Below are 24,753 nucleotides of genomic sequence, written 5' to 3' on the forward strand. Positions count from 1 at the left end.
TTTTACCCTTCTTCTACAATGGCCTATTTCGTGTTAGGCAAAAAAAGTGTGCCGCTCGCTTTCTCATGCCCCCGATCAAAAACAGTCAAAAGCTGATAGGTTCCAAAATTATCAATCCGTAAATCATCAATCCCATGTAGCAAGAGCACGCGACCATGATGAGTCCCAGCCAAAACTAAGTCATGCTTAGCAATTTTCAACGTAACCGGATCGCCAATGGTCTTCTTCAGCTGAATTTCACGCACTTGAACTTGATCAAGTTGATAGTTTTGCCGACCCAACTGTGTTAAAGCCGCTTGAAAATCCATCTGCATATCTTGCGTCTGCCCCCTTTTACTTTGTGGCAAAATGACCATTATTGCCTCAAAAACCATTGCCGCCACAAGGAGTGCCAGGATTGCTTCCACCATGGTAAAGCTGTTCCGGCTATTTTTACTTTGAACTGCCGTCATGGTTGGCTTCTTCCTTTTGCTTTTGATTTTGGTCAACAAAAGACTGCCATCTCTCTAACGCCTTTCTTTTTTCCTGGTTGGCCGCCTTATTCTGCAAAATCAGTTCTCGCTGCTTTTTCTGATAGTTGCGTAACGTTTCTAGTTCAAAAAGAACCACACCAGTAATCAGCGTTAGTGCCATCACCCCCTCAACAAGGGCAAACCCTGACGATTTTCTAGACTTTCTCAAAACGATAGGTACCACCTCCAAATTGGAAAATAAGACGCCAGGTTACTTGGCCCTGGTGCCAAGAAATATGACCGGGGGCCACATAGCCACTCGGCTTAATCACGACTTTTGCTGTCTGATCAACTTTACTTTTTACTGGGTAAGAAAGCACTTCTTGACCAATCACCAACTGGTCTGATTGAAAATCGAGAATACTTTCAACCTCTTTTGCTTGTGCAAATAGACGGGCTCGTTGAAAATTGGCAGCAAATTGCTGTTGAAAATCTGCAAAACTCTGCTGATTTTGCCTCGGCCGTAAGGCTAATCCAATCCCAAGCAAAAGTGCTACCAGACTTAGAACAATCACGGATTCGATCAAGGTAAAGGATTTAAATTTTAGCTTCATGACCTGCAATCACAATTTTGAGTGCCTTAACTTTTTCAAGCTGTGCCTTGGTCAAGTAATTTTCCTTTGCTAAATCATCCATTGTGACCTGTTTCTTTTCTGGGTGGTCGTTAACATACAAATCAACCTGTGTCTGTACAGTGGCGACCATTGCCTTTGCATGGGTTTGCTGCGCCTTATCTCGTTGTTGCGTTAAATTCGGCAAAATCAGTAACATCAACAGACCAATAATGAAGAGTACTACCGTCGCTTCAATCAATGTGAAACCGTTTTTCTTCGCTGCTATCCGCCGATTTTTTGCTCGGACTACTGCATGGCAAGCCTTTGATTGACAAATTTTACGATGTTCACGTTTAAGCCAAAAACGTTTGTGGGGTTGAAAAAAGGACCGCTGGTTGAATAAACCAATCTGCATCGTCTGGTTCATCGGATGGGATTGATGGTGACAGTAATCCCGGGGCCTCCCAGCCAATCGAGACCGTCCCCCCGTTCCAGTTTGTGTATGCTTAACAAAGTCAGCTGTGTGCGTCATATCGACATTCCTCCTAAATTTTTATACAACGGTAATAGCATTGCGAGGTATAACAAAACAATGGTCAGTCCAATCAAGGCAAAAAAGATTGGTTGGATGAGGCCTAATAATCGACTGACTTGGCGGTCAAACCGTTGAAATTCGCTTTTGGCATAGTAAGTCAAGTAGGTACCAAGTACTAGCCCGGTAAATCCCCTATCTAAATAAGTCGCTAGTGGCTTTTTCAAATAAGATTGATTGCCAATCCAACTTTGCAAAGTTTGACCGCTTTGCACGGCACCTTGGGCTCGCTTAGCAATGGCCACAACCAGTCCGTTTTTCTTAGCGGATAAGGCCGCAAAACGATTAATCACATTGGGCAGCGTGTGGCCTGCTAACAGCAAAATTCCCAGATGTTCTGCTAGCAGATAAGTTAAGAGTGTCTGCATCAGCCTGCCCAAAAAAGGGACCCGAGCGACAACTTGAATTCGTTGTAGTGGTGCTAAACGCTTCAGTAAGAAAATCGAAATAATAATCATGACTAAGACAAGGCCAAAGAGAAAAGCTAAGCCATGCAAATAAAAGAGAGCAGGATTGGTGCCTGGACCTTGACTCCCCTTTTGTCCGGCCGACAAAGCATGAAAAATGGGATAAAGATACATTTCCATCCCCACAACCAGGGATAATAAAAAGACCAATAAAATCACCGGATAAGTTAGAATCTGGCGGAGCTTTTGTTTGTAGCGCAACACTTGGTCAAAGTTACTCGCCAAAGCGGTCAGCGTTTGGTCAAAATTACCATGTAACTGACCCAAATCAAGATAAATTCCAACCGAAGGACTTAAAACTTTCCCCAGACTTGTAGCTAACGGTTGGCCATGCTCCAACTGGCCACGGATGGTCTGTAGCCTTTCTTGCCAACCTGGATGGGCACTCGCTAAAACATCGAGACTCAACGATAAGGCATAACCAGATGCCGTTAACTCACCAAGCTCGGCTAAAAAAAGAACCTGGTCACTTTCAGAAAAACGTATTTTTCGTTGCAGACGCATCGATTAAACCTCCTGATTTCCTTGTTGGTAGCGTTTTACATTTTCTGCATAGGGACGGTGATGAGTTACTTCACCCGACTGCCAGTTAGCCACCCCGCACACAACCCCCAGCTGACCATCTAAATCTGGAAGCAGGCGCTGATAAACTGTCTTAACTAAGGCTTGGTTCAGTAATTGACGGTCAAGGCCGAGATTGAGCAAGCGGCCAAAAACTGCTAGTTCAGAATTGGCATGCAAAGTACTCAACACCAAATGACCAGCTAGGGCTGCTTGAAGGGCGGCCTGAGCAGTCTTGGCATCACGAATCTCGCCAATCACTAATAGATCTGGCCGGTGACGCAGGGCCACCTTAATTAAGGATTGGTAATCAATTCCTGCCTGTTCGTTGACCTGCAGTTGCAAAAAAGCTGGCTGATAGATTTCAACCGGATCCTCAACCGTTAAAACAACTTTGCCTGGTGACCAGGCAGCCAACAAGCGATAAAGGGTACTAGTCTTACCTGCCCCTGTGGGGCCGGCTACCAGATAGAGGCCAGCGCTAATTTTTTCGGCAACTAAGTCTGCAAAGATTGCTGGCTCAAACCAGCGGTTTTGCGACAAATCAGGATAGATTAGCCGTAAAACCGCGCTTTCCTGTCCCAAAAAGTCGCCAACGGTTGAAACGCGGATAAAGCCCTGACCAAAATCAAAGCGTCCCAGTTGTGGCCGACGGCTCTCGGCCAAATTTAAACCCGCCCGGTACTTAACCACAGCTAAGGCTCGTTTTCCAAAATCTGCTTCCATCACTGCCAGGATTCTCACTTGACCCAAAATTTGCGCTCGTACCTGGTAATTACCACCTTCTGCCGGTAAAAAATAAAAGTCTGTTACCTTTTTCGTCTGCCCCCATGCTAGGACTGCTTGAATCCAATCAGCGGGGTCTGCTCGTTCATGTTCGGGCCAATTGGCCAAATTCTTGATCATGGTGTCCTCCTTTCATCGCTAGTGAGTAAGACGACCAATTCAGCAAAAAATTGCTCAACTTCAAAGCGTTTGGTTAACCAATTTTTTTTGCTTCATTGCCCTCTATACAACACTATTGGGTTAGACGAGGAAAGCTTTGAAAAACAAAAAAGACCGAATTCAATGAATTCGATCTTTTAAATAAGCATGATTAATTTTTACTGATTTTTTTCTTGGTTCAAAGCTGCTGCAAAAGTATTTTCCAACAGAGTGGCAATGGTCATTGGACCAACACCACCTGGAACTGGCGTAATGAAGGATGCCTTCTTTTCGGCCGAGGCAAATTCGATATCACCGGTCGCCTTACCATCGACAACGTTCATCCCAACATCAACCAAAACAGCACCATCTTTGATTTGGTCACCAGTAATAAAGTTCGCAATACCTACTCCAACGACAACGATGTCCGCATCCTTGAGAGAATCCAGGAGCATTTCGCGTGGTGTGTAACGGTGAGCCAACGTCACCGTTGCGTTCGCGTTATTCAGCAAGGCAGCCATTGGGCGACCAAAGAGTTGAGAGCGACCAACGACAACAGCCTTCTTACCATATGGATCAATGTCATAATGCTTCAACATCGTCATCACGCCTTGAGGAGTGGCTGCCACGGCGTATTCACCAGGTTGGTCACCAAAGAGCATTCCCTGGTTGAAAGCACCTAATCCATCAACATCCTTTTCAGGGGCGATAGCTGAGAAGACCTGCTGGTCGTTAACAGCTTCTGGCAATGGTGCCTGAACCAAAATACCAGTCACGCTTGGATCTGCGTTTAAATCTGCTACAATCTTTAAGACGGCTTCTGTTGTCACATCGTCAGCAACCGCAATATCCTCAGTGGCAATGCCAACCTTGGCTGCTGCGCGTTGCTTCATGCCAACATAGAGACGTGATCCATCATTTTTTGGATCAAAAACAACCGCTAGCTTTGGACTCAACCCAGATTCCCTGACCTTGTCCGCCAGTGCGATTTTGAGGTCCTTTGAGAGGGCCTTTCCGTCTAAAATAGTTGCCATTATGTTTCTCCTTGTTCATGATTTTCCGAACGTTTTATTATAAAATATCTTTGTAAGACCATTTTATCAGAATAAAACTGTTTTTTGTTTACAGAAAGGTAATTTTTCATGTCTGACAACCGTATTTCTTGGGATCAATACTTTATCGCACAAGCCGCCATCCTCTCAACCCGGTCAACTTGTACTAGACGTCACGTTGGTGCCATCCTCGTGAAGGACCATCGCATTATCGCCTCTGGCTACAACGGTGCCGTTTCCGGTACTCCTCACTGTACAGAAGTTGGCGACTATATCGTTGATGGTCACTGCATCAGAGCCGTTCACGCTGAACAAAACGCTCTCATGCAAGCCGCCTCGATGGGGATTGCCGTTGAAGGATCAGAAGTCTATGTGACCGATGTTCCCTGCGTGCAATGTACAAAACTTTTGCTGCAAGCCGGCATTACCAAAATTAACTTCATGCGCGACTATCGCAATGATGAATTCGCCGAGTCCCTCTTAAAAGAAAAAAACGTTGCCTTAGTCCAAGTTCCCTTCGAAGCCCAAACGGCTGAACAAATCAATCTCGCTCAATTTATTAAAGACTAGACCCAAGAAAAAGCAAGGAGGACTCCTTGCTTTTTTGCTATACTGAGAAGGATTAATTTTTATTAAAGGGGACTTACTCATGAGTCAAAACGAACAAACATACCTCGATCTGGCCGCTAAAATTTTGAACGAAGGCCATTACAAGGACGATCGGACCGGGACCGGAACCTATTCAATCTTCGGAACGCAAATGCGTTTTGACCTCCAGGAAGGCTTCCCTCTGTTAACCACTAAAAAAGTTTTCTTCAAGCTGATCAAATCAGAATTACTCTGGTTTTTGCGTGGCGATAATAACATCCGCTTCTTGTTGCAAAACAACAACCATATCTGGGACGAATGGGCTTTTAAAAACTGGATTGAGTCCGATGAATATAGCGGACCAGACATGACTGATTTTGGCTTGCGTTCACAAACCGATGCCAAATTTAATGCCATCTACCAGGAACAAAAGGACATCTTCGTCGACAAAATCTTAAACGATGATGACTTTATGGAAAAGTACGGTTATATCGGTGAGGTTTACGGTAAGCTCTGGCGATCATGGGCATCTGTTTTACCCGATGGTGGCACCACAGACCAAATCAGCAACTTAATCGACCAAATCAAGAACAATCCGAACTCTCGACGTTTGATTTTGTCTGCTTGGAATGCCGAAACGACTCCACAAGCACCACTACCATCTTGCCACGTTTTGTCGCAGTACTATGTCAGCGAGGGTAAGCTCTCAGCACAACTTTACCAACGTTCGGGTGATTTCTTCTTAGGTGTGCCCTTCAACATCGCTTCTTATTCGCTGTTAATCCACATGATTGCTGCCCAAACCGGTCTAGAAGTTGGTGACTTCGTCCACACTATCGGTGACACACACATTTACAAGAACCACATCGACCAAGTCAAAGAACAAATCAGTCGACCAATGCATCCATTGCCAAAGCTTTGGCTAAACCCTGAGGTCAAATCAATCTTTGATTACACCATGGATGATATTAAAATTTTGGATTATGAATCAGAACCAGCTATCCGAGGTGCGGTTGCAGTTTAAGCAAGATCATTTACATCCGAATATTATTAAAAATAAAACGGCAGTGACCATTTAACTTTAGATGGTCACTGCCGTTTTTATTGTTCTTTAGGACTGCCCTGATTTTTCATCGCGATTTTCACGGGCAATATCCCGGTCCATAATTTTTTTCAAATACTTAGCCGTATAAGATTCGGTGTTTTTCGCCACCTTTTCCGGTGTACCAGTGACCAAAATCTTCCCACCGCCGGCACCACCCTCTGGACCCAAATCAATCAACCAGTCGGCTGACTTGATCACATCCAGGTTGTGTTCGATGACGACGACCGTATTGCCGGCATCAACCAAGCGGTTCAAAACCGTTAGCAAGCGAGCAATGTCATCAGTGTGCAAACCGGTTGTTGGTTCGTCGAGGATATAAATCGTTTTCCCGTTTGTCCGGCGATGTAACTCAGAAGCCAACTTCATTCGCTGTGCTTCCCCACCTGATAGGGTGGTTGCGGACTGGCCTAATTTTACATAGCCCAAACCAACGTCATTAATGGTTTGCAAGCGACGTGCAATCTTTGGAATTGGTGCAAAGAAATCAAGAGCTTCCTTGGCGGTCATATCCAAGACCTGAGAAATCGTCTTGTCCTTGTAAGTGACTTCCAAGGTTTCGGAGTTGTAGCGAGTACCGCCACAGACCTCACAGGCCACGTAAACATCCGGCAAGAAATTCATCTCAATCTTGATGACCCCATCACCACGACAGTTTTCACAGCGGCCACCCTTCGTATTGAAGGAGAACCGTCCCTTGGAGTAGCCACGAAGTTTAGCCTCATTTGTTTGGGCAAACAACTCGCGAATATCATCGAAGACACCCGTATAGGTTGCCGGATTAGACCGTGGCGTTCGACCAATTGGTGATTGGTCAATGTCGACCACTTGCTCTAGGTTTTCAATTCCTTCAACCGAGCGGTAGGCACCAGGCTTATTTGAATTCTTATTGAGTTTTTGCTTCAAAACTCGCTTCAAAATGGTATTGACCAGTGTCGACTTACCCGATCCAGAAACACCCGTAACGGCCACAAACTTTCCCAATGGGAACTTCGCCGTAATGTTTTTCAGGTTATTTTCCTTCGCTCCCCGAATAACAATTTCTTCGCCATTACCCTTGCGACGAGATTTTGGGACCGGAATGTAGCGTTTCCCTGAGAGGTACTGGCCAGTCAAAGATTTGGGATTCTTCATGACTTCGTCCGGTGTACCAGCAGCCATAATTTGGCCACCAAGTGACCCAGCCCCAGGGCCCACATCAATGAGGTAGTCGGCAGCCTCCATAGTATCTTCGTCATGTTCAACGACAACCAACGTGTTCCCCAAATCGCGCATTGACTGCATCGATGCTAACAGTTTATCGTTATCACGCTGGTGCAAACCAATCGATGGTTCATCCAAAACATAGAGGACCCCAGACAAATTTGACCCGATTTGTGTCGCCAAGCGAATTCGTTGCGATTCCCCACCAGACAATGTGGAAGCTGACCGAGACAACGTCAAGTAATCCAGGCCAACGGACTGTAAGAAACCAAGTCGATCTTGAATTTCTTTTAAGATTGGCTGGGCAATTTCTTGATCTTGGGGGCCAAAGGTCAAATCAGCAAAATAAGCCAATTCCTCATCAACTGGCAAATTAGTAACATCACCAATATTGCGGCCACCAACCTTGATGGACAAGGCCGCCGGGTTTAACCTGTATCCATGACATGCTGGACAAGTCAGTTGCGTCATGTATTGAGCCATCTGGTCACGAGTAAAGTCGGAATTGGTTTCCTTATAACGCCGGGAAACGTTGTTCAGCACCCCTTCAAAAACCTGGTCAGCATCACGAACGCCACCAAAATCATTTTGGAAGTGGAAGTGGAATTCCTTCTCACCCGATCCATACAAAATCAGGTCCTGGTCCTTCTTCGACAAATCCATGAAGGGCACATTTTGATCAATCCCAAATTGTTCACAGAACTGTTCCAGCAGTGCTGGATAGTAGTTAGAAGAAATTGGGTTCCAAGGCGCCAAAGCACCCTGTTTCAACGTCAGAGTATCATCTGGCACAACCAGATCCAAATCGACCTCTTGAGTCGCTCCAAGCCCCTGACAGACAGGACAAGCCCCCATCGGTGCGTTGAAAGAAAAGAGCCGCGGCTCCAATCGGCCAACCTTAAAATCTTTCAGGTCGCCCAAATAGTGGTCTGAGAACCGCAATGGCGCAGGAACTTTCTCGTCACCACGGCCAACCGGCTCCAAGACCACTAAACCGCCAGCTAGGTTCGTGGCTGCTTCAATCGAATCGAAAAGGCGAGACCGGGCATCAGCACGCAAAACAATCCGATCCACCAAAACATCAATATCATGGAAACGATTACGTTCCAAAGTGAGGTCGTCAACCGTATCAAGTTCAACAATCTCACCATCGATTCGAGCCCGTAAATAACCCTGCTTTTGCATCTGAGCAAAGGCCTTTTCGTGGGTACCCTTCTTGTGCTGGATAATCGGTGCAAAGACCTGCAAACGAGTTCCCTCAGGTAACTCTTTTTGAGCATATTCGACCATCTGATCAATCGAATGCAGAATTTTCGTCCCATCCTTTGGATCATCAGGCTTCCCCACTCGAGCAAACAACAAACGGAAGTAATCTGAAATCTCGGTTACCGTTCCGACTGTTGATCGAGGATTATTCGAAGTTGTTTTTTGATCAATGGAAATGGCCGGTGAAAGGCCGTCAATCGAGTCGACGTCGGGCTTATCCATCTGCCCCAAGAATTGGCGAGCATAGGCGGATAGGGATTCCACGTAGCGACGTTGCCCCTCGGCATAGAGGGTATCAAAAGCCAGAGAAGACTTTCCAGATCCGGATAAGCCAGTCACAACCGTGAGGGATTCCTTTGGTATATCAACATCAATATTTTTTAAGTTATGGGCACGAGCCCCGCGAATTTCAATTTTATCTTTCGCCATAAAATCCTCTTTCATGGTCAAACGAGCACTCACTCGCTTGGCAAGTTCACCCCTGTTTTATCACATCGGTGACCTGAGGCCAACCTTTAACGGCCGGCCCGTTTCTTTAATTTCATAATGTTATCGCGAATTTTAGCAGCAGTCTCAAAGTCTAGGCCCTTGGCCGCCGCCTTCATTTGGCTAGTGAGGTTTTCCAAAATTTCAGTCTGGTCTGATTTTGGTAAATCAGCAAAGTCAACTTGCGTTAAGTCAACGTCTTCAACTTCTTCAGCTGCCTTGCTTGCACTAATTAAGTCGCGAATTTCCTTTTTAATTGTTTGTGGCGTGATGCCGTGTTCCTTGTTATACGCCATCTGAATGTCACGACGACGAGCCGTTTCATCCATGGCTTCCTGCATGGCCCTTGTCACCTTATCGGCATACATAATCACGTGGCCGTTCGCATTTCGAGCAGCACGACCAATTGTTTGAATCAACGAGCGTGGATTACGCAAGAAACCTTCCTTATCAGCATCCAAAATGGCCACCAAAGAAGTTTCGGGGACATCAATTCCTTCACGCAACAAGTTAATGCCGACCAGCACATCGTACTTGCCCAAACGTAAATCACGGATAATCGCCGTTCGTTCGAGTGTCTTGATATCGGAATGGAGGTAGGCAACTTTGATGCCAACATCCTTCAAATAGTCCGTTAAATCCTCTGACATTCGCTTCGTCAAGGTGGTGATAAAGACACGCTCATTTCGTTCAATCCGCAGGTTAATTTCACCCACTAAGTCATCAATTTGTCCCATCACTGGCCGAACTTCAATTTCCGGATCCAACAGGCCGGTTGGTCGAATGATTTGCTCAACAATATCACGTTTTGGTACCCGAGAAAGCTCATAATCCCCTGGTGTCGCCGACATATAAATAATTTGGTTGACGTGCTTCTCAAACTCTGGCAGTTGCAAAGGGCGGTTATCCAATGCTGAGGGCAAACGGAAACCATAATCAACCAACGTCTGCTTCCGGGCGCGGTCACCATTGTACATCCCACGAACTTGTGGCATCGTCACGTGACTTTCATCCACAACAATTAAAAAATCATCGGGGAAGAAATCTAAGAGGGTAAATGGTGGTTCGCCCTCTTTGCGACCGTCCATCCAGCGTGAATAATTTTCGATTCCAGATGTAAAGCCCATTTCATTCAACATAGCCAGGTCATATTCGGTTCGCTGCTTGATTCGTTGAGCTTCAAGAAGCTTGCCCTCTTTTTCAAATTCCTTGACCTGGTCTTCCATTTCTTGGCGAATACCAACTAAGGCTTCCTTCATCCGCTCATCATCGGTCATAAAGTGCTTCGCTGGGAAAATGGCGACATGGTCTCGTTCTGAAACGACCTGCCCCGTCAAAGCTGAAATTTGTCGAATGCGGTCAATTTCATCACCGAAAAATTCAACCCGCATGGCCAATTCATCCTGGGAAGCCGGGAAAATTTCAATCACATCGCCTCGCACCCGGAAAGTGCCACGCTGAAAATCAATATCGTTACGGGTAAATTGGATGTCAATCAGATCGCGCATCAATTGATTACGACCATATTCGTTACCAACCCGCAAAGAAATCACATGGTTTTGGTATTGGTGCGGATCACCCAAACCAAAGATTGATGAGACTGAGGCAACGACAATCGTATCATTGCGTTCAAAAAGCGAAGCCGTTGCCGAATTCCGCAACTGGTCAATTTCATCATTAATCGCGGAATCCTTTTCAATAAAGGTATCCGAAGAAGGCACATAGGCCTCTGGCTGGTAGTAATCATAGTAGGAAACAAAGTATTCGACCGCATTATGTGGAAAGAATTCCTTTAATTCTGAATAAAGCTGACCAGCCAAGGTCTTGTTATGTGACAAAACCAAGGTTGGCTTATTGTTTTGGGCAATCACATTGGAAATTGTGAATGTTTTCCCTGTTCCGGTTGCCCCGAGCAAAATCTGCTCTTTGACGCCATCTTTTAAACCCTTCACAAGTTTATCAATCGCTTTCGGCTGATCACCAGTCGGTTGGTACTTTGAAACAACTTCAAAGCTTTGATCTTTTTGCGGTGTAATCAAGATATATCCTCCTCGCCTGGTAAAAAAATCACTCAGGAACATTATAACAAATATAACAAAAAACGAACACATGTTCTATTACTTGAACGTGTTCGTTTTCTTGTTTTGCTTTTTATTTCAGCTCCGGTGCATCAGTTTTGTAATCCGATACGGTTGATTGGCCGTTACGTAAGGCCAAAATCGAAGTTGGGCTCGACGACTGACTCGCCTTCAACGCTTTCAACGTATTGGCCTTCGTATAGTCATACGATTTTTTATCAATTTGGTGGAAATTCCAACGATTCTTATCAAAACGAAGCAAGTCACCTGTAATCACCTTATCCGAATTTGACAGTGACTCATCAACGTATGACTGCACCCGCTGGGCTGTTGCCTTTAACGCTGGATTATTATCAATCGACAATTTCTGACCAGTCTTACTATCGAAGTATTGGTTCTTATACTTTTTATAAGTTGGCGTCGTCCAATCACCATCACGGAAAGCAACAATTTGCGGATTCTGAGTTGACAACAAATCGTGACCGAACATGGTCATCCCTTCCGTAGAAACCCCCAAAAGGTTCATCAAGGTTGGCATCATATCAATTTCGCCACCGTAGGTATCGTTGATGCCCCCCTGCAAACCAGTTGCATGAATCATGAATGGCACCTTTTGGAATTGGGCTAAGTCATAATCACTCACGGAAGTCTTACCAAGCAATTTCGCAATGGCAGGCTTGTGGTTTTCAGAAATACCATAATGGTCACCGTACAAAACAAAGACAGAGTTATCGTACAACCCAGCTTGCTTGAGATAAGCCATCAATTCGCCGAAAGCCTGATCAAGGTAATGAGCAGTTTGAACATAACCATCAACTGTCGTATCACCGGTCTTTGTAGCTGGGAAATCAGTATCTTCCTTGTCAAGTTCATATGGGTAGTGGTTTGTCACCGTAATTAACTTGGCATAGAATGGCTGTGGCAACTGCTCGATATACTGAGCAGTATCCTTCAAGAAAATCTTATCCTTCATTCCATAGCCAACGTTATAACTTGGCTTATCGCTATCCTTATAGAAGTTCTTTGAGAAGAAATAATTATAACCAAAGGACTTATAGGTATTGTTTCGGTTCCAGAAGGTTGGCACGTCACCGTGGAAGGCAGCAGAAGTATAGCCCTGCTGGCCGAGGATGGCAGGTGTCGCTTCAAAGGTATTACTTGAACCGTACTTAGTCATCGCTGATCCGGTCGAAAGTCCGTACAAGGAATTTTCCTGCATCATTTCAGCATCGGATGTCTTTCCCTGACCAACCTGGTTGTAGAAGTTATCGAACGAAAGCGTATTTTGATCGTGGTAGAAGGCATTTAAGTTTGGTGTAACTTCGCGACCATCAACCTTGTAATCAATCAAAAATTGCTGGAACGACTCAAGGTGAATAACAAAGACGTTCTTACCCTTTTCCGTTCCAGTATATGAAATATTGGCCGGCACTGAGTTTTGCTTCAAGAAATCTTGAACCTTTTGTAAATCAGCAGCACTGGCTTCTTTACGAGATTTCGTTTGATTGTTGGTCTGCCAGGCGTTAAAGGCAGCATATTCATTTAAGCCTAAGTACTTAACAATATAGTTGTTATCAAATGAGCGCGTCAACAAACCCGAGCGGTCAACCGAAGCGACTCCAAAATCAACCAACATCAAGACAATTCCTAAAATGGTTGTCAAAATCGCATAACGCTTTTGAATTGCTTGCTTATCAATGGGCCAGAACTTAAAGAGTAAGACAACGGCCATCACAATCAAGTCGACATAGACTAAGAAATCAGTTGGGCGAATAATGGCCGCAATCGACTTTCCCAGGTTATTGCCCGTTGATGAGCCCGATCCCATAATCCCAAAGGATAGGAAATCAGAAAATTCACGGTAATAAAGAATATTGGCAAAGAGCCAAATGGTCTGAATTAAGTTCATCACCCAGGCTAAAATATAAGCCACTTTCCCGCGGAAATAGAGTGCAATCCCGAGCAAGATAATTGCCGTTGGAATTGGGTTCAAGAAAAGTAAGAAATCTTGAATTGGTCCTTGGACGCCCAAAGAGAAATTGATGTGGTAATTAATATAGGTCTTTAACCACACAAAAAAAAGGTTCAAAACAAAAAAACCACTAATACTAGTCCAAAAGTCCTGAGTATTCTTCATCTTTTGCCAGAGTTTTTTTGGCTTGAATGCATTTTTAAGACGAGCTAACATATCGGTTTTCCTCACAAAACTTAAAAGGTATGTTGAATATCGAAGAGGAGGTCATAAATCTCGATGGCGACCAAATCAACATCATCAAATTTATATTGCTTATTGCGCCGGTGTTCTTCGATTGTCCAAACCTTGTCTTCTTGATCAAGGGTTACCTTTAAAACTTCTAGGCCATAGGAGTCAAAACGTCGAACTTGAAAACGTTGGTCTGTTGATTTTTCCATGGCAAAGAGCCGGTTTAATATTGTTGTTAAAACACTTTTACTGGCTAAATCATCCATTCTTTGTCACCCCTTTTGTTGCTTTGCCAACCGTTGTTCCTTATTCGGAATTACATAGGCTAAAATACCAGCAAAGAGACAGAAGTAATAGGTAATGATTCGCCAAATTAAGATAACCAAGACTAAAGTTGCTGGGTTCTTAACGAAAGGCGTAAAGAGAAGTTGAAAGGACAACTCTGCTCCCCCAACACCGCCTGGAATTGGAAATAACGAAATGACCATCACAATCATAATGTTCATTGTTAAAATTAGCCAGGGGTTAACGGAGCCATAACCAAAGGCCCGGATAACAAAGTATGGCACAAGGTAAAAGGCAATTAACTGCAGGGCTGTCCAGAGCGTTGCCACAAGGAGCGACTTAGCTGAGCGGGCAACACGTTTTGACTCCTGATGGAAATTATTGACCTTATCTTCCGCCGTGTCAACTAATTTTTTAACCCGACTAGCACTCATAAACTTTTGTGCAGCACGGCCAGACCATTCAACAACCTTCAAAGACAGCTTTGGCCAAAACATCACCAAGAGCAGGCCAATAATCACAACAGCATGGATGGCGATGGCAAAAGGAATGAAGGTGGCAAAGGTTGGGTCAACATTTTTGTAGATGAAAGAATCGGCGGCTACATAGCCGACAATAAAGAACAAAACGACCACAATTTGATAAACCAAAAACTTCATTAAAATCACGGACAAAGCCCGACTACCTTCGATTTTTCCTCTCGTTAACGCATATAACTGAGCTGGTTGTCCACCGGAAGCAAAGGGTGTTAATCCGATTCCTAATTGATTAAGTAATGGTACACGGATTAAAGTGCCCCAAGTCGTGTTTTTTCGATCAACTGGACTAAGCAATGACCGAGTAGCCAGGGCTTCTAAAACAAGCGAAAGAACCATCGTTAACAGCGCGAGAACGAGAAAATGCCAGTCCAAGACTTTCAGAGCTGCCTCTAATTGCTTTTCGCGGCCACTTAGTTCCCGTGTCAAGTAATAGATGGTTAGACCTGTTAACAAAAGGACTAGTAAGGCCGATAATTGGTTTTTTTTGGATTTTAAAACGTCCATCAAGAATCTCCTAGGACCGATTCGTCGACCAAGCTGGCACAAGCGCCCCGTCCTGGTCAGCGTTAAATGACAAGGCGCGATTCTCTAAAACCGCTTGATAAACCTCAGCAAGAATTTCTCCAACTCGGTTTAAATCTCTTTCTTGTGCAACTTGGAAGCCAGCCTGGGTCAAATCTGATTTTTCACCGGCTAAAATGGCAACCATTTGGCGGTCAAAGTCTTCTAAGTCTTCTGCCTTATAGCTATTAACACCGTCTTTCAGCCAAGAATCATAAACCGGAATATCACGAACCAAGAGGCGTTGCTTAGAGGCCAGGGCTTCTAAGACGACGATTCCTTCTGTTTCTTCGTAGGATGGATACAAGAATAAATCAGCCCCAGCAAAGGCTCCTAAAATCACGTCCCCCGATAAGTAACCTGGGAAAATCAGGTTGTTTGGATGCTCACCACCAAAGACAACCCGGCGAATCTTACGTGGCAAGATGGTGGGGTTGGTATGACCAAACCAAACAAAGGTAATTTCTGGGTGACGCTTGGCTAATTCAACAAAATCGAAAATCCCCTTGCGCTCAAAGAACAGGCCGACAGACATCACAACTTTCTGGCCTGGCTGGATATTAAAGTAATCCTTGTAAGCCTGAATTTTTTGGGGGTCATTTGCATATTTACTCAAACGAATCCCATTTGAAACAGGGTAAATTGGTTGCGTGAGACCGTAATTTTCCAAAAGCGATTTTGAATATGGCGTTGGCGTAATCAAAGCATCGGCTTGGCCATAAAGCGCCACCAAGTACTTCTTATACAAGGGAGCAAACAAATTTGAGGCAAAGAATGAATTACGAAAGTCTTCGTAGGTTGAATGGGCGTGGTAAACCACTTTTTTCCCCATTTTGTGAGCCTTTTTGACCATATACATCGATTTCACGCCATAAGTGTTGATATGCAAAATATCATAGTCCGTACACTTGGGGTCAGTCGTCACCTCGACATCATCAATCGGTGCCAATGCCTCTTGTTGCAAGCGCATGGCCCGACCAATGCCTGATTTGGCAATTAATTTTTGGTTTTCAAAATATAACAGAACCTTCAAGTTAGCTTCTCCTAAAGGGGTTGCGTAAGAGACGTTTGATATAACCGACTTCTTCATCCGTTAACTGGTCTGAATCGTCATCATCGTCATCATGGTGGTAATCTTGCAAAACCTGGTCGTAAAAGTTTAAGACTCGGTTCGCAAAGGTTGTCGCATCAACATTTTTTACCGCTGCTGCTCGAATTTGGTCATCGGCGGCTGTATCAGAATGTTGTAAATAGTATAAAGTAGCGGCTAGAAATTCATCGTAATCGTCAATCAACGTTCCAATCGCCTTGTTGGTCACCACCTCTTCCAAATAAGGTGAACGAACAGCTACAAAAGGCCGGTCAGCAGCCAAGGCTTCAATAAAGGTCAGTCCTTGTGTCTCACTATCTGATGAGGAAACGAAAACGTTGGCCATTCGATAGTAGTCACCGACTTGGTCATGATTAATCATCCCCGTAAAAATAATGGCATCCTGCAAGCACATGTCCTCAACCTGTTCTTCTAGAGATTTTTTGGCTGGGCCATCACCGGCAATCATGAGCTTCGCATCCGGAATCGTTTGCAAAAGTTCCGAAAAGGCGGAAATCGTTAAAGCCACATTTTTTTCAAAGGCTAACCGTCCCAAAGACAGAATCACCGGCTGATTTTCAGCCAAGCCGTACTGCTGACGAATATCGTGGTGAGCTTCTCGCTTTGGAATCGCCACACCGGTTGGAATCACTGGAATTGGAATCGTCACACCATAACTAAGCAGGCTTTCTTTCACCCTCTCAGAAGGGGCAATCACGCCCTCCATTCCCTTCAGGTAGGCCTTTACGATATGGCCAACCGCACCGGGCCGGATTAACATCCCTTTGGCAACATAATGTGTGTAATCTTCATATTGCGTGTGGTAAGTATGAATAACCGGAATCTTTAACCGTCGAGCCACATATTTGCCAATTAAGCCCAGTGAAAATTCCGTTTGCGTATGCACAATTTCTAAACCTAAGTCTCGGGCAATTTCAACGGCTTGAATCAAACCACGAAAAGTCAAACGACGATCCTTGAAACCAAAATAGGGCATCGATGAAAAACGATAAATCCCTTCTTCTGGTGTATGCTTGTCAACCTTAGGGTCTGTGGTCGTAAAAATATAAACTTGGTGACCCTGGGCCTCCAAAGCATTTTTTAAGGTTTGAATTGAGGTGGCGACACCGGAAACCTGTGGAAAATAAGTATCCGTAAATAAGCCAATTTTCATAGGAATCTCCATTGCTCGTTGCTTTGCCCTTGGGCATAGTACTTTTAGTATACCATCTCGATGGGGTCGTTCCAAATTCTGCCCCAGAAAGAATAAATGATTTCAGACCGCTAAAGGTCCTATTCAAAGACCATTTGGTTAGTATACAGTTCGGCGTAGAAGCCATTTTCCTTGACCAATTCTTCGTGAGAACCACGTTCAATGACTTGGCCATCCTTCAAAACGACAATTTGATCAGCGGATAAAATCGTCTTCAGACGGTGAGCAATCACAAAGGATGTGCGGTTGGCCATAACGTTATCCATGGCTTCTTGAATCTTTGCTTCAGTGACCGTATCGACGTTTGACGTTGCTTCATCTAAGATTAGCAGATCAGGATCCGTCAAGATTGTTCGAGCAATTGAAAGAAGCTGCTTTTGCCCACTAGAGAAGAGGTCTTTTTCAGGGGAAATTTGTGTATCGTATTGGTCTGGTAAGGACATGATAAAGTCGTGGATGCGTGCCTGTTTGGCAGCTTCTTGCACTTCTTCTAAGCTTGCATCCGGCCGACCATAGCGGATATTATCCATGATTGACTTGGAAAAGACAACTGATTCCTGCAAAACAATCCCAACGCGGTCACGCAAGGAATAAAGGTCAAAGTCTTGTAGCTTTGTGCCATCATAGGTGATTTCACCACCCGACAGGTCATAGAACCGATTTAACAGGTTCATCACAGTCGTCTTACCTGAACCCGTTGGTCCCACCAAAGCAACCATCTGCCCCTTCTTAACCGTAATGGAAACGTCCTTCAAAATTTGTCGGTCTGGATTATAGGCAAAATCAACATGCTTTAAGGCAATCTCGTTCTTGAGCGGACCAGCAATCTTTGTCCCTGTATTGACCTCATCGTCTTCCTTTTCAACCTCCGTAATCCGGTTGGCACCCGTTACAGCTAGTTGTAAGGCGTTATAGATGGTCGTCAATGAGGTAATTGGTTGGAACAGTTGTTGTGAGTAGTTAACAAAGACAACAACTAAGGCCAACCCAGAGGCCTTATCCATGCCATTATGCAGCACTAACCAAGAACCAAAGAAAATTACAATTGCTAAGTTGAGCAAGGAGAACCCCTGCATCAAGGGATTTAACAGGCCGGAATAGAACTGGCCCTTTTGGCTCGCTACTCGAACCTGATTATTAAATGGTTCGAACTTTTCAATCGAATCCGCTTGGCGGCCTTCCGTTAATAGAACTGTTTGTCCTGCTAGCTGTTCATTAATATAACCGTTCATGTCAGCCGTTGCCGCCTGTTGGTGGTTAATTTGAACCTGAGCATATTTGGCAATCAGTAAGGCACCGATAATGGCAATCGGCGTTGCAGCCAATGTCACCCACGCCATCGTTGCTGATTTGGCAAACATCATCCAAATTACACCAGCAAAAAGCAGCGCTTGGGAGAAAATCTGGAAAACGGCGTTATTCATGGCCGTAAAAATATTATCTAAATCAGAAGTAAAGAGTGATAAAACTTTTCCGTCCTGGTGGGTATCAAAGTAGCGCACTGGCATTTTTTGGAGCTTGCTAAACAAACCACGCCGCATCACTCCTACTGAATCGGACGAAATTTTTGCAGTCATAAGACCAGAAATTAGCAAGGCAAATTCGGTCAACACATAAAAAGCAATCATGGAAAAGACGGCCACATAAAAATCATGTAGGGATCCATGACCCCCAGGCGTTAACGAGGCTACCAAGTAATGAGTCAAGGACGAAATAGCATCCCCCAAATAAAGCGGTGCCTTAATTTGTGCATAGGTTGCCACTAAAATTAAGAGCAGCGAAATGAACAAGGCCCGCCAGTATTGCTTTAAGTTTTTAACAAAGTAGGCAAGTGCCGTTTTAATTTCAGCCATGGTTGTCCTCCTTTGCTTTTTGACTTTGGTAAATATCTTGGTAGATTTCAGACTGGTCAAGGAGCTCTTGGTGGGTTCCAACCCCAACAATCTGCCCCTGATTCATGACTAAAATCTGATCGGCATGGATAATTGAGGCAATCTTTTCGGCAATAATCACCTTGGTGGTTGTTGCAAAGTCCTTAGCTAGTGCCTCTTGAACCAACTTTTCGGACCGGGCATCCAAGGCGGAAGTTGAATCATCCAAGATTAGCAGACTCGGATTTTTAACCAGGGCTCTGGCCAGCGATAACCGCTGCTTTTGCCCACCGGAAAGGTTGGAAGAGCGTTCCGAAACTTCTTGACCAAAGCGGTCAGGATATTGGTTGATAAATTCACTGGCTTGGGCCTGATCGGCCGCTTTTTCTAAATCAGCCAAACTGGCATCTGGCCGGCCCATCTTTAAGTTGTCTTCAATCGTGCCGGAAAACAAGACTGGTTTTTGCAAGACAATTGACAGGTTTTGGTGTAGCGTTTCCTGGTCGATGGTTTGTAAGTCTTGACCATCGATGTCAATCTGACCCGCACTTGGCTGATACAAGCGTGCCAACAACAGTGCCAAAGTTGACTTTCCGGACCCCGTCGACCCAACGATTCCAAGCGTTTGGCCAGCAGGCAGATTAAAGGAAATATCGCGCAAAACCTGCTTGTCATCATTTGGATAGGCAAAAGAAAGGTCACGAACGTTAATGTTCCCATTTAAACGCTTAACTGTTCCATTTTCAGCATTTTCATGAATATTAATGGTGCTTGGCTCGGCCATCACCGCCCCAATTCGCTTCAAAGAAACCAAACCACGGGAGGCCATGTTCGAAACCATCCCCATCATCAACAATGAGAACAAAATCTGATTTAAATAGGTGATAAAAGGCGTAATCTTTGCCAATTCATCGGGGTTCTTCACAATCGTTTGCGAAACCAAAAGTAAAGCAGCAGCAATCGCGATATAAGAAATCAGCATATAAACCGGCGTCATTAATGAAAAGATATAAGCAATCTTTTGGTTTAAATCCGTCAATTCCTTAGTACTGGCTGCAAAGTTATCTTCTTCTTGCTTTTCTTGGTTAAAGGATTTCACTACACGGACAGCTGAAAGGCTTTCCTGAGTAATGGTATTGTTCTTGTCCAAGATATGTTGGAACTTGCCAAACAAACCACCCATTTTTCCAAAAATGCGTCCCGTTGTCAGCATGATTAAGATAATCATCAAAACAATGACCCACCATAAACCAGGCATGGTCCAGATGGCTAATACCAAACCACCGGCAAACAGGATTGGCACGCGTAAAATAATTTGCATCAACTGCATGGCAAAGCGTTGAACCTGGTTAATATCATTGGTTAACCGAATCACCAAGTTAGCAGATGAAAACTTTTGAATCTGCGTCAAAGAAAACGACTGAATTTTTTCGTATTCAGCGCGTCGTAAATCAGCCGCAACACTTTGAGAAACTCGGGAAGCAAAAAAGGTTCCGGAAACCCCGGCAACCATGCCAACAATTGCCAAAGCCAACAACCAGACCCCATTATGGAGGACAGCCTGCGAATTATCAGCAATGATGGCCGATAACATCCGCTTTAAAAACTGCGGCTGCAATAATGTTGCCGTTGCCATTGTCACGACTGCTAAAACAGCGCAGGCGATTTGCTTCCAGTAAGGCTTGGCATAATGTAATAGTAAATGCATCAATTCTTCCTCATCACGTTTCTGGGGCAAATCAGTATTCCTTGGAATTTTTGTCCCTCTTTACTGGTAAAAAGACCCTCCCGAATTGTTTGGGAGGGTCTAAGACGACTGTTTGTTTGCGTCAAACAAAACAAGTCATGTCTTAATCTTTGGCTTCGTCCTTAGCTTCTTCAGCAATGGTATCGTCAGCCTTCGCTGCTTCTTCAGCAGACTTTACTTCTTCAGTCTTAGCTTCTTCTTCAGGTTTAACAGTCCGGATAGCAGTTGCTTCAAAAGTCAAAATAACGCCTTCGGCGTCCAAATCAACAGTCTTTGCTTCTTCGTTGACAGCATCAACAACAGCATGCAAGCCACCAATGGTGATAACCTTAGCACCTGGCTTCATGTTGCTACGCATTTCTTGTTGGCGTTGTTGCTGTTTCTTGCTTGTCCGTGACATCCACCAGAGCATGACAACGATAATTAATAGAGGGAAAATGAAACTTTGCATAAGAACTTCCTTTAATTTATTTTTGTTTAAACTATTGTAACAAATTTTTAGAACAAACGCGCGTTGGCTTTGTTATAACCATAATCTTCTAAGACCTGCTCGCGGAATTCCAAAAGTCGGTCTTCTTCAATGGCAGTCCGCATCTCTTCCATTAAGTTCAACAAGTAGCGCAGGTTGTGCTCAGAGGCAATCTGAGCGCCCAGCAACTCATTCGCATTAAAGAGATGGTGCAAGTAAGACCTGGAAAGGTTTTGATAGGGACTATAAGATGGCAAATCATATTGCGCTAGGTTGCCAAACTGATTTGTTCGAATTGGATTCTTTGAATAGTATTCCAAATCAGAATCGATGGGTGAAAAGTCATTCTTGTACTTTGAATTCTTGATCACCACCCGACCACGCTTGGTCATCAGTGTTCCCTTACGACCAACTCGCGTTGGCAAGACACAGTCAAACATGTCCACCCCGCGAATCACAGAGTCAATCAAGGAATCAGGAGCGGCCACGCCCATCAAATATCGGGGCTTGTCCTCGGGTAAGATTGGCATAGTAAAGTCCAAAACCCGGTTCATTTCCTTCTTTGATTCACCAACAGATAAACCACCAACGGCATAGCCTGGCAAATCCATCTTGACTAATTCCTTAGCGGATTCAGTCCGCAAATCGCGGAAACCTGCTCCCTGGACAATTCCAAACAAAGCCTGAGTATCGGTCTTCTTGTGATACTGTTGTGCCCGGTCCGCCCAGCGCAATGATCGCTGCATCGAATCGCGGATATACTCATAGGTTTCAAAATAGGGAATGGCTTCATCCAGTTGCATCATGACATCAGAACCCAAATTATTCTGAATGCGCATGGCCACTTCTGGCGACAAAAACATCTTGTCGCCGTTCACGTGGTTGCGAAAGGTTGCTCCCTCTTCACTCAATTTTCGTGAATCGGACAACGAGAAGACCTGAAAGCCACCAGAATCCGTCAAGATGGCCTGATCCCAGTCCATATACTTGTGTAAACCACCGGCCTCGGCAATTAACTCATCGCCGGGTCGAACCCACAAGTGGTAGGTATTGGCCAAGATAAACTGTGAGCCAATTTCCTTCAGTGTTCGATTGTTGACGCCCTTAACGGCACCCTGAGTCCCAACCGGCATAAACATTGGGGTTTCAAAGGTTCCATGAGGAGTATGTAACCGGCCACGACGTGCACCGGTATGTTTTTCAGTATGAAGGTGTTCGTACCAAACGGCACCCTTTTGCTGTGTCATATTTCACCTGCTTCAAAAAATTTTCACTATGCCCATTATAACACGGTCCATCTTGGAAACGACTGACAAGCAAAATAGTCTGAAAAAGCGGCCCGCAAAACATCATAATTGAGTGTTATGATACTATTGTGAAATTGACTTAAAGCTAAAATAAGAAAGTTGGTTATCGAATGGAACAAAATTATATCGCTCGGATGCGAGCAAAGGTTGGTCACGAAGGCATGATTTTCCCTTCTGCCTGGGGGGTTCTTTGGAATGAGACCCACGATGCCATCCTGCTAGAAAAGCGTGGCGATTCAGAGAAGGGTTATGGTTTCCCCGGTGGTTTCTTGGAATACGGCGAGTCACCAATGCAGGCCGTTGTCCGTGAATTTAAAGAAGAAACCAACCTCGATGTCGAAGTGGTTCGCCTTTTAGGCGTTGCCAGCCACGTCACAGATAAAAATTCCTGGGGCGATGCCCAAGAGACCTTGTCAATGGGCTTTGAGGTTCGCTTGGTTCCTGGTGCTAGCGCATCCGATTTGGTTGTCGATGGTGACGAAACCTTGGCCGCCAACTTTATTCCGGTTAACCCAAGACCAGAAATGTTTGTTCCCGCTGCGGCGGAAACACTCGAACGTGTTTTGACTGAAAATGAGGCAAGCGACCAACCTTGGTTACGTGAATCTGTTTCAAACAAAAAGGCCTGAGGCCTTTTTTATTTTACCCTTTCGACAAAAATTGTTTATTCATTCCCTAAACTGCAAATGAATCAAAACCTGAGCAAATCATCCCCCGGCGCGCTTGATTCCCGGGTCAACCTTAATACCATCATTCTCAAATATTTAAAAGTATTCTTTGATTTATTTTAATTAACGTTGGTATATTTGTATAATATTTTAAAATAATGATTATTATTTTAAAATCATGATATAATTTAGGTGCTAGGAACCTGGTGGCAGTATCCTTATATGAATACTTGTCTTAATTCCTACTTCTATTGTTCGACATTTGGTAAACAGGATTCTTTCGTGTAATCAATGAGTTCCTAACTATATTTCTAGCACGTTTCCCGAAAAAAAATTCATTTCTTATTCCACCCTGTTTACCTTTGCATTAATTCTTTCGCTGCCACCAAGCTACTAGCCAACTTTTGGACTGGAAAATCCCAGTCCTTTTTTGATACTAAAATTTCCTGCACATTTTTGGTGCTGGTATCCTCCGTATTTTTTTGATGATGTCCTCAATTTTTTTCTTTCAAGTACCTCCTGCCCTGCATTTTTTGTTAAAGACTGGTAGACTACTATTAATTAGTGTCATTCTGATTGAAGGTTTGTACCTCGAACTTTCGCAATCCCTTACGGGTTTTGCTGAATATTTTATTTGAAAGCTGGTTTTTTTCATGATTGCAATTTTCTATGGTTTCCTAATTGGTTGCTTCGTTACCTTGATTGGTGGCGGAGGTGCCACTTTTTACCTTGGTGTCTTAACCTCGACTTTAGGCATGTCAACAGTCGTCGCCGTCCCAACCTCGCTTTTAATTGCCGTCTTCGCCCTCTTTTCAGGCATGGTAACACAGTGGCGGTTAAAAAATATCGAAAGTAAGCTTGGTAATCGGTTGATTATTGCCGGGATTCCAGGCATTATCATCGGTACCGCCGTCTCTCGGTTCATTCCCGTTGCCGTTTATAATATTGGCATTGGAATCTTGCTGACAGGAATGGGCCTGATTGTCGTCATTAAAAATTTCCGCAAGAAAAAGGAAAATGAAAAGGCCAACGAAAATAGCAAAGTTGCCCCACTCTTCGGACTGATTTCCGGACTCATGGTTGGATTTGGTGGCCTATCAGGTGGATCGGCCACCGTGGCGGGTCTTTCGATTATGAATGTTCCCGCGGTTAAGGCTGCTGGTACCACGACTTATGTTTTGTGGGTCTTGGCTGTTGTCGGCCTTGTTAGTCACTTATTAAGCGGCGGCCCCATTTCTTGGACAGCTGGTCTCTACTTAATGATTGGTGGCGTCGCTGGTTCGATTCTAACCCCACTTGTTTTGAAACAATTCGATCCCAAAAAGATTAACAAATTCTTGTCGCCCTTTATCGGCTTCGTCATTATGTACTTTGGCATTCGTTTATTTTTTTAAAAATTAGTTATCAATAAAATA

At 44.4% G+C, this 24,753-nt stretch carries 22 protein-coding genes; 4 read left to right on the forward strand and 18 right to left on the reverse strand.

The genetic code is table 11. The features are described from left to right. Positions 1 to 23 precede the first annotated feature (23 nt). The 7 genes from AABI20_RS01855 to AABI20_RS01885 all read right to left on the reverse strand — a co-directional run bounded on the left by AABI20_RS01855 (position 24) and on the right by AABI20_RS01885 (position 4,644). Positions 24 to 452, reverse strand: a complete 429-nt coding sequence (locus AABI20_RS01855; protein ID WP_047975360.1) for a hypothetical protein — start codon at positions 450 to 452, stop codon at positions 24 to 26. Then, entirely contained in the window at positions 433 to 633 is a 201-nt protein-coding gene (locus AABI20_RS01860) for a hypothetical protein (RefSeq protein ID WP_047975361.1), read from the reverse strand. The genes AABI20_RS01855 and AABI20_RS01860 overlap by 20 nt, the downstream gene beginning before the upstream one ends. Before the next feature lie 34 nt (positions 634 to 667). Further along, on the reverse strand, positions 668 to 1,066 hold the full coding sequence (locus AABI20_RS01865; RefSeq protein ID WP_288845876.1) for a hypothetical protein: 399 nt from the start codon (positions 1,064 to 1,066) through the stop codon (positions 668 to 670). After that, a complete protein-coding gene (gene comGC, locus AABI20_RS01870) occupies positions 1,050 to 1,352 on the reverse strand; it encodes a competence type IV pilus major pilin ComGC (RefSeq protein WP_047975388.1) in 303 nt (100 codons plus the stop codon). Before comGC ends, AABI20_RS01865 begins: the two co-directional genes overlap by 17 nt. Before the next feature lie 242 nt (positions 1,353 to 1,594). Next, complete coding sequence (locus AABI20_RS01875; protein ID WP_047975363.1) at positions 1,595 to 2,629, reverse strand: type II secretion system F family protein; 1,035 nt, start codon at positions 2,627 to 2,629, stop codon at positions 1,595 to 1,597. 3 nt (positions 2,630 to 2,632) lie between these two features. Next, positions 2,633 to 3,592: an ATPase, T2SS/T4P/T4SS family gene (locus tag AABI20_RS01880; protein ID WP_338345513.1), complete on the reverse strand. Its 960-nt coding sequence runs from the start codon at positions 3,590 to 3,592 to the stop codon at positions 2,633 to 2,635. A gap of 197 nt (positions 3,593 to 3,789) precedes the next feature. Beyond that, complete coding sequence (locus AABI20_RS01885) at positions 3,790 to 4,644, reverse strand: bifunctional 5,10-methylenetetrahydrofolate dehydrogenase/5,10-methenyltetrahydrofolate cyclohydrolase (protein WP_047975364.1); 855 nt, start codon at positions 4,642 to 4,644, stop codon at positions 3,790 to 3,792. A gap of 108 nt (positions 4,645 to 4,752) precedes the next feature. Between AABI20_RS01885 and AABI20_RS01890 the strand changes: the two genes are divergently transcribed. Beyond that, positions 4,753 to 5,232, forward strand: a complete 480-nt coding sequence (locus tag AABI20_RS01890) for a deoxycytidylate deaminase (protein WP_047975365.1) — start codon at positions 4,753 to 4,755, stop codon at positions 5,230 to 5,232. A gap of 79 nt (positions 5,233 to 5,311) precedes the next feature. After that, entirely contained in the window at positions 5,312 to 6,274 is a 963-nt protein-coding gene (locus AABI20_RS01895) for a thymidylate synthase (RefSeq protein WP_047975366.1), read from the forward strand. An 87-nt stretch (positions 6,275 to 6,361) separates the two neighbouring features. On the opposite strand, the gene uvrA is transcribed toward AABI20_RS01895, so the two are convergent. The 11 genes from uvrA to tgt all read right to left on the reverse strand — a co-directional run bounded on the left by uvrA (position 6,362) and on the right by tgt (position 22,610). Beyond that, positions 6,362 to 9,250, reverse strand: coding sequence for an excinuclease ABC subunit UvrA (gene uvrA / locus AABI20_RS01900; protein WP_338346613.1), 2,889 nt, complete (start codon positions 9,248 to 9,250; stop codon positions 6,362 to 6,364). An 86-nt stretch (positions 9,251 to 9,336) separates the two neighbouring features. Beyond that, a complete protein-coding gene (gene uvrB / locus AABI20_RS01905; protein ID WP_047975368.1) occupies positions 9,337 to 11,346 on the reverse strand; it encodes an excinuclease ABC subunit UvrB in 2,010 nt (669 codons plus the stop codon). 112 nt (positions 11,347 to 11,458) lie between these two features. Further along, a complete protein-coding gene (locus tag AABI20_RS01910) occupies positions 11,459 to 13,573 on the reverse strand; it encodes an LTA synthase family protein (protein WP_338346615.1) in 2,115 nt (704 codons plus the stop codon). A gap of 20 nt (positions 13,574 to 13,593) precedes the next feature. Continuing rightward, entirely contained in the window at positions 13,594 to 13,854 is a 261-nt protein-coding gene (locus tag AABI20_RS01915; RefSeq protein WP_047975370.1) for a DUF1797 family protein, read from the reverse strand. Positions 13,855 to 13,860: 6 nt separating this feature from the next. Beyond that, the gene (locus AABI20_RS01920; RefSeq protein WP_047975371.1) at positions 13,861 to 14,916 is read right to left on the reverse strand and encodes a lysylphosphatidylglycerol synthase transmembrane domain-containing protein; all 1,056 of its coding nucleotides are present in this window, start codon (positions 14,914 to 14,916) and stop codon (positions 13,861 to 13,863) included. 10 nt (positions 14,917 to 14,926) lie between these two features. Further along, entirely contained in the window at positions 14,927 to 16,006 is a 1,080-nt protein-coding gene (locus tag AABI20_RS01925; RefSeq protein WP_047975372.1) for an LTA glycolipid anchor biosynthesis glycosyltransferase, IagA/BgsA family, read from the reverse strand. A gap of 1 nt (position 16,007) precedes the next feature. Continuing rightward, positions 16,008 to 17,237, reverse strand: a complete 1,230-nt coding sequence (locus AABI20_RS01930; protein ID WP_288845872.1) for a glycosyltransferase family 4 protein — start codon at positions 17,235 to 17,237, stop codon at positions 16,008 to 16,010. Positions 17,238 to 17,356: 119 nt separating this feature from the next. Next, positions 17,357 to 19,129, reverse strand: coding sequence for an ABC transporter ATP-binding protein (locus tag AABI20_RS01935; protein ID WP_338346618.1), 1,773 nt, complete (start codon positions 19,127 to 19,129; stop codon positions 17,357 to 17,359). Further along, positions 19,122 to 20,855, reverse strand: a complete 1,734-nt coding sequence (locus tag AABI20_RS01940; protein ID WP_338346666.1) for an ABC transporter ATP-binding protein — start codon at positions 20,853 to 20,855, stop codon at positions 19,122 to 19,124. Before AABI20_RS01940 ends, AABI20_RS01935 begins: the two co-directional genes overlap by 8 nt. Before the next feature lie 142 nt (positions 20,856 to 20,997). After that, positions 20,998 to 21,345 carry a preprotein translocase subunit YajC gene (gene yajC, locus AABI20_RS01945; RefSeq protein ID WP_338346620.1) on the reverse strand — a complete coding sequence of 116 codons (348 nt, stop codon included), beginning with the start codon at positions 21,343 to 21,345 and terminating at the stop codon, positions 20,998 to 21,000. A gap of 47 nt (positions 21,346 to 21,392) precedes the next feature. Next, a complete protein-coding gene (gene tgt, locus AABI20_RS01950) occupies positions 21,393 to 22,610 on the reverse strand; it encodes a tRNA guanosine(34) transglycosylase Tgt (RefSeq protein ID WP_047975377.1) in 1,218 nt (405 codons plus the stop codon). A gap of 170 nt (positions 22,611 to 22,780) precedes the next feature. Between tgt and AABI20_RS01955 the strand changes: the two genes are divergently transcribed. Further along, positions 22,781 to 23,299 carry an NUDIX domain-containing protein gene (locus AABI20_RS01955; protein WP_047975378.1) on the forward strand — a complete coding sequence of 173 codons (519 nt, stop codon included), beginning with the start codon at positions 22,781 to 22,783 and terminating at the stop codon, positions 23,297 to 23,299. A gap of 692 nt (positions 23,300 to 23,991) precedes the next feature. Next, positions 23,992 to 24,732 carry a sulfite exporter TauE/SafE family protein gene (locus tag AABI20_RS01960; protein WP_338346622.1) on the forward strand — a complete coding sequence of 247 codons (741 nt, stop codon included), beginning with the start codon at positions 23,992 to 23,994 and terminating at the stop codon, positions 24,730 to 24,732. The last annotated feature ends 21 nt before the right edge of the window (positions 24,733 to 24,753 follow it).

The organism is Fructobacillus cardui, assembly GCF_963580785.1.
Taxonomy (GTDB): domain Bacteria; phylum Bacillota; class Bacilli; order Lactobacillales; family Lactobacillaceae; genus Fructobacillus; species Fructobacillus cardui.

What these genes read in the sequence shown, in the direction of transcription:
- AABI20_RS01935 (WP_338346618.1), bottom strand. Translation starts at nt 19,129, where the DNA reads ATGGCTGAAATTAAAACGGCACTTGCCTACTTTGTTAAAAACTTAAAG.
- AABI20_RS01865 (WP_288845876.1), bottom strand. Translation starts at nt 1,066, where the DNA reads ATGAAGCTAAAATTTAAATCCTTTACCTTGATCGAATCCGTGATTGTT.
- AABI20_RS01880 (WP_338345513.1), bottom strand. Translation starts at nt 3,592, where the DNA reads ATGATCAAGAATTTGGCCAATTGGCCCGAACATGAACGAGCAGACCCC.
- AABI20_RS01930 (WP_288845872.1), bottom strand. Translation starts at nt 17,237, where the DNA reads ATGAAAATTGGCTTATTTACGGATACTTATTTTCCACAGGTTTCCGGT.
- yajC (WP_338346620.1), bottom strand. Translation starts at nt 21,345, where the DNA reads ATGCAAAGTTTCATTTTCCCTCTATTAATTATCGTTGTCATGCTCTGG.
- AABI20_RS01955 (WP_047975378.1), top strand. Translation starts at nt 22,781, where the DNA reads ATGGAACAAAATTATATCGCTCGGATGCGAGCAAAGGTTGGTCACGAA.
- AABI20_RS01885 (WP_047975364.1), bottom strand. Translation starts at nt 4,644, where the DNA reads ATGGCAACTATTTTAGACGGAAAGGCCCTCTCAAAGGACCTCAAAATC.
- uvrA (WP_338346613.1), bottom strand. Translation starts at nt 9,250, where the DNA reads ATGGCGAAAGATAAAATTGAAATTCGCGGGGCTCGTGCCCATAACTTA.
- AABI20_RS01890 (WP_047975365.1), top strand. Translation starts at nt 4,753, where the DNA reads ATGTCTGACAACCGTATTTCTTGGGATCAATACTTTATCGCACAAGCC.
- AABI20_RS01910 (WP_338346615.1), bottom strand. Translation starts at nt 13,573, where the DNA reads ATGTTAGCTCGTCTTAAAAATGCATTCAAGCCAAAAAAACTCTGGCAA.
- AABI20_RS01875 (WP_047975363.1), bottom strand. Translation starts at nt 2,629, where the DNA reads ATGCGTCTGCAACGAAAAATACGTTTTTCTGAAAGTGACCAGGTTCTT.
- AABI20_RS01940 (WP_338346666.1), bottom strand. Translation starts at nt 20,855, where the DNA reads ATGCATTTACTATTACATTATGCCAAGCCTTACTGGAAGCAAATCGCC.
- AABI20_RS01960 (WP_338346622.1), top strand. Translation starts at nt 23,992, where the DNA reads ATGATTGCAATTTTCTATGGTTTCCTAATTGGTTGCTTCGTTACCTTG.
- AABI20_RS01855 (WP_047975360.1), bottom strand. Translation starts at nt 452, where the DNA reads ATGACGGCAGTTCAAAGTAAAAATAGCCGGAACAGCTTTACCATGGTG.
- tgt (WP_047975377.1), bottom strand. Translation starts at nt 22,610, where the DNA reads ATGACACAGCAAAAGGGTGCCGTTTGGTACGAACACCTTCATACTGAA.
- AABI20_RS01895 (WP_047975366.1), top strand. Translation starts at nt 5,312, where the DNA reads ATGAGTCAAAACGAACAAACATACCTCGATCTGGCCGCTAAAATTTTG.
- AABI20_RS01920 (WP_047975371.1), bottom strand. Translation starts at nt 14,916, where the DNA reads ATGGACGTTTTAAAATCCAAAAAAAACCAATTATCGGCCTTACTAGTC.
- AABI20_RS01915 (WP_047975370.1), bottom strand. Translation starts at nt 13,854, where the DNA reads ATGGATGATTTAGCCAGTAAAAGTGTTTTAACAACAATATTAAACCGG.
- AABI20_RS01860 (WP_047975361.1), bottom strand. Translation starts at nt 633, where the DNA reads ATGGCACTAACGCTGATTACTGGTGTGGTTCTTTTTGAACTAGAAACG.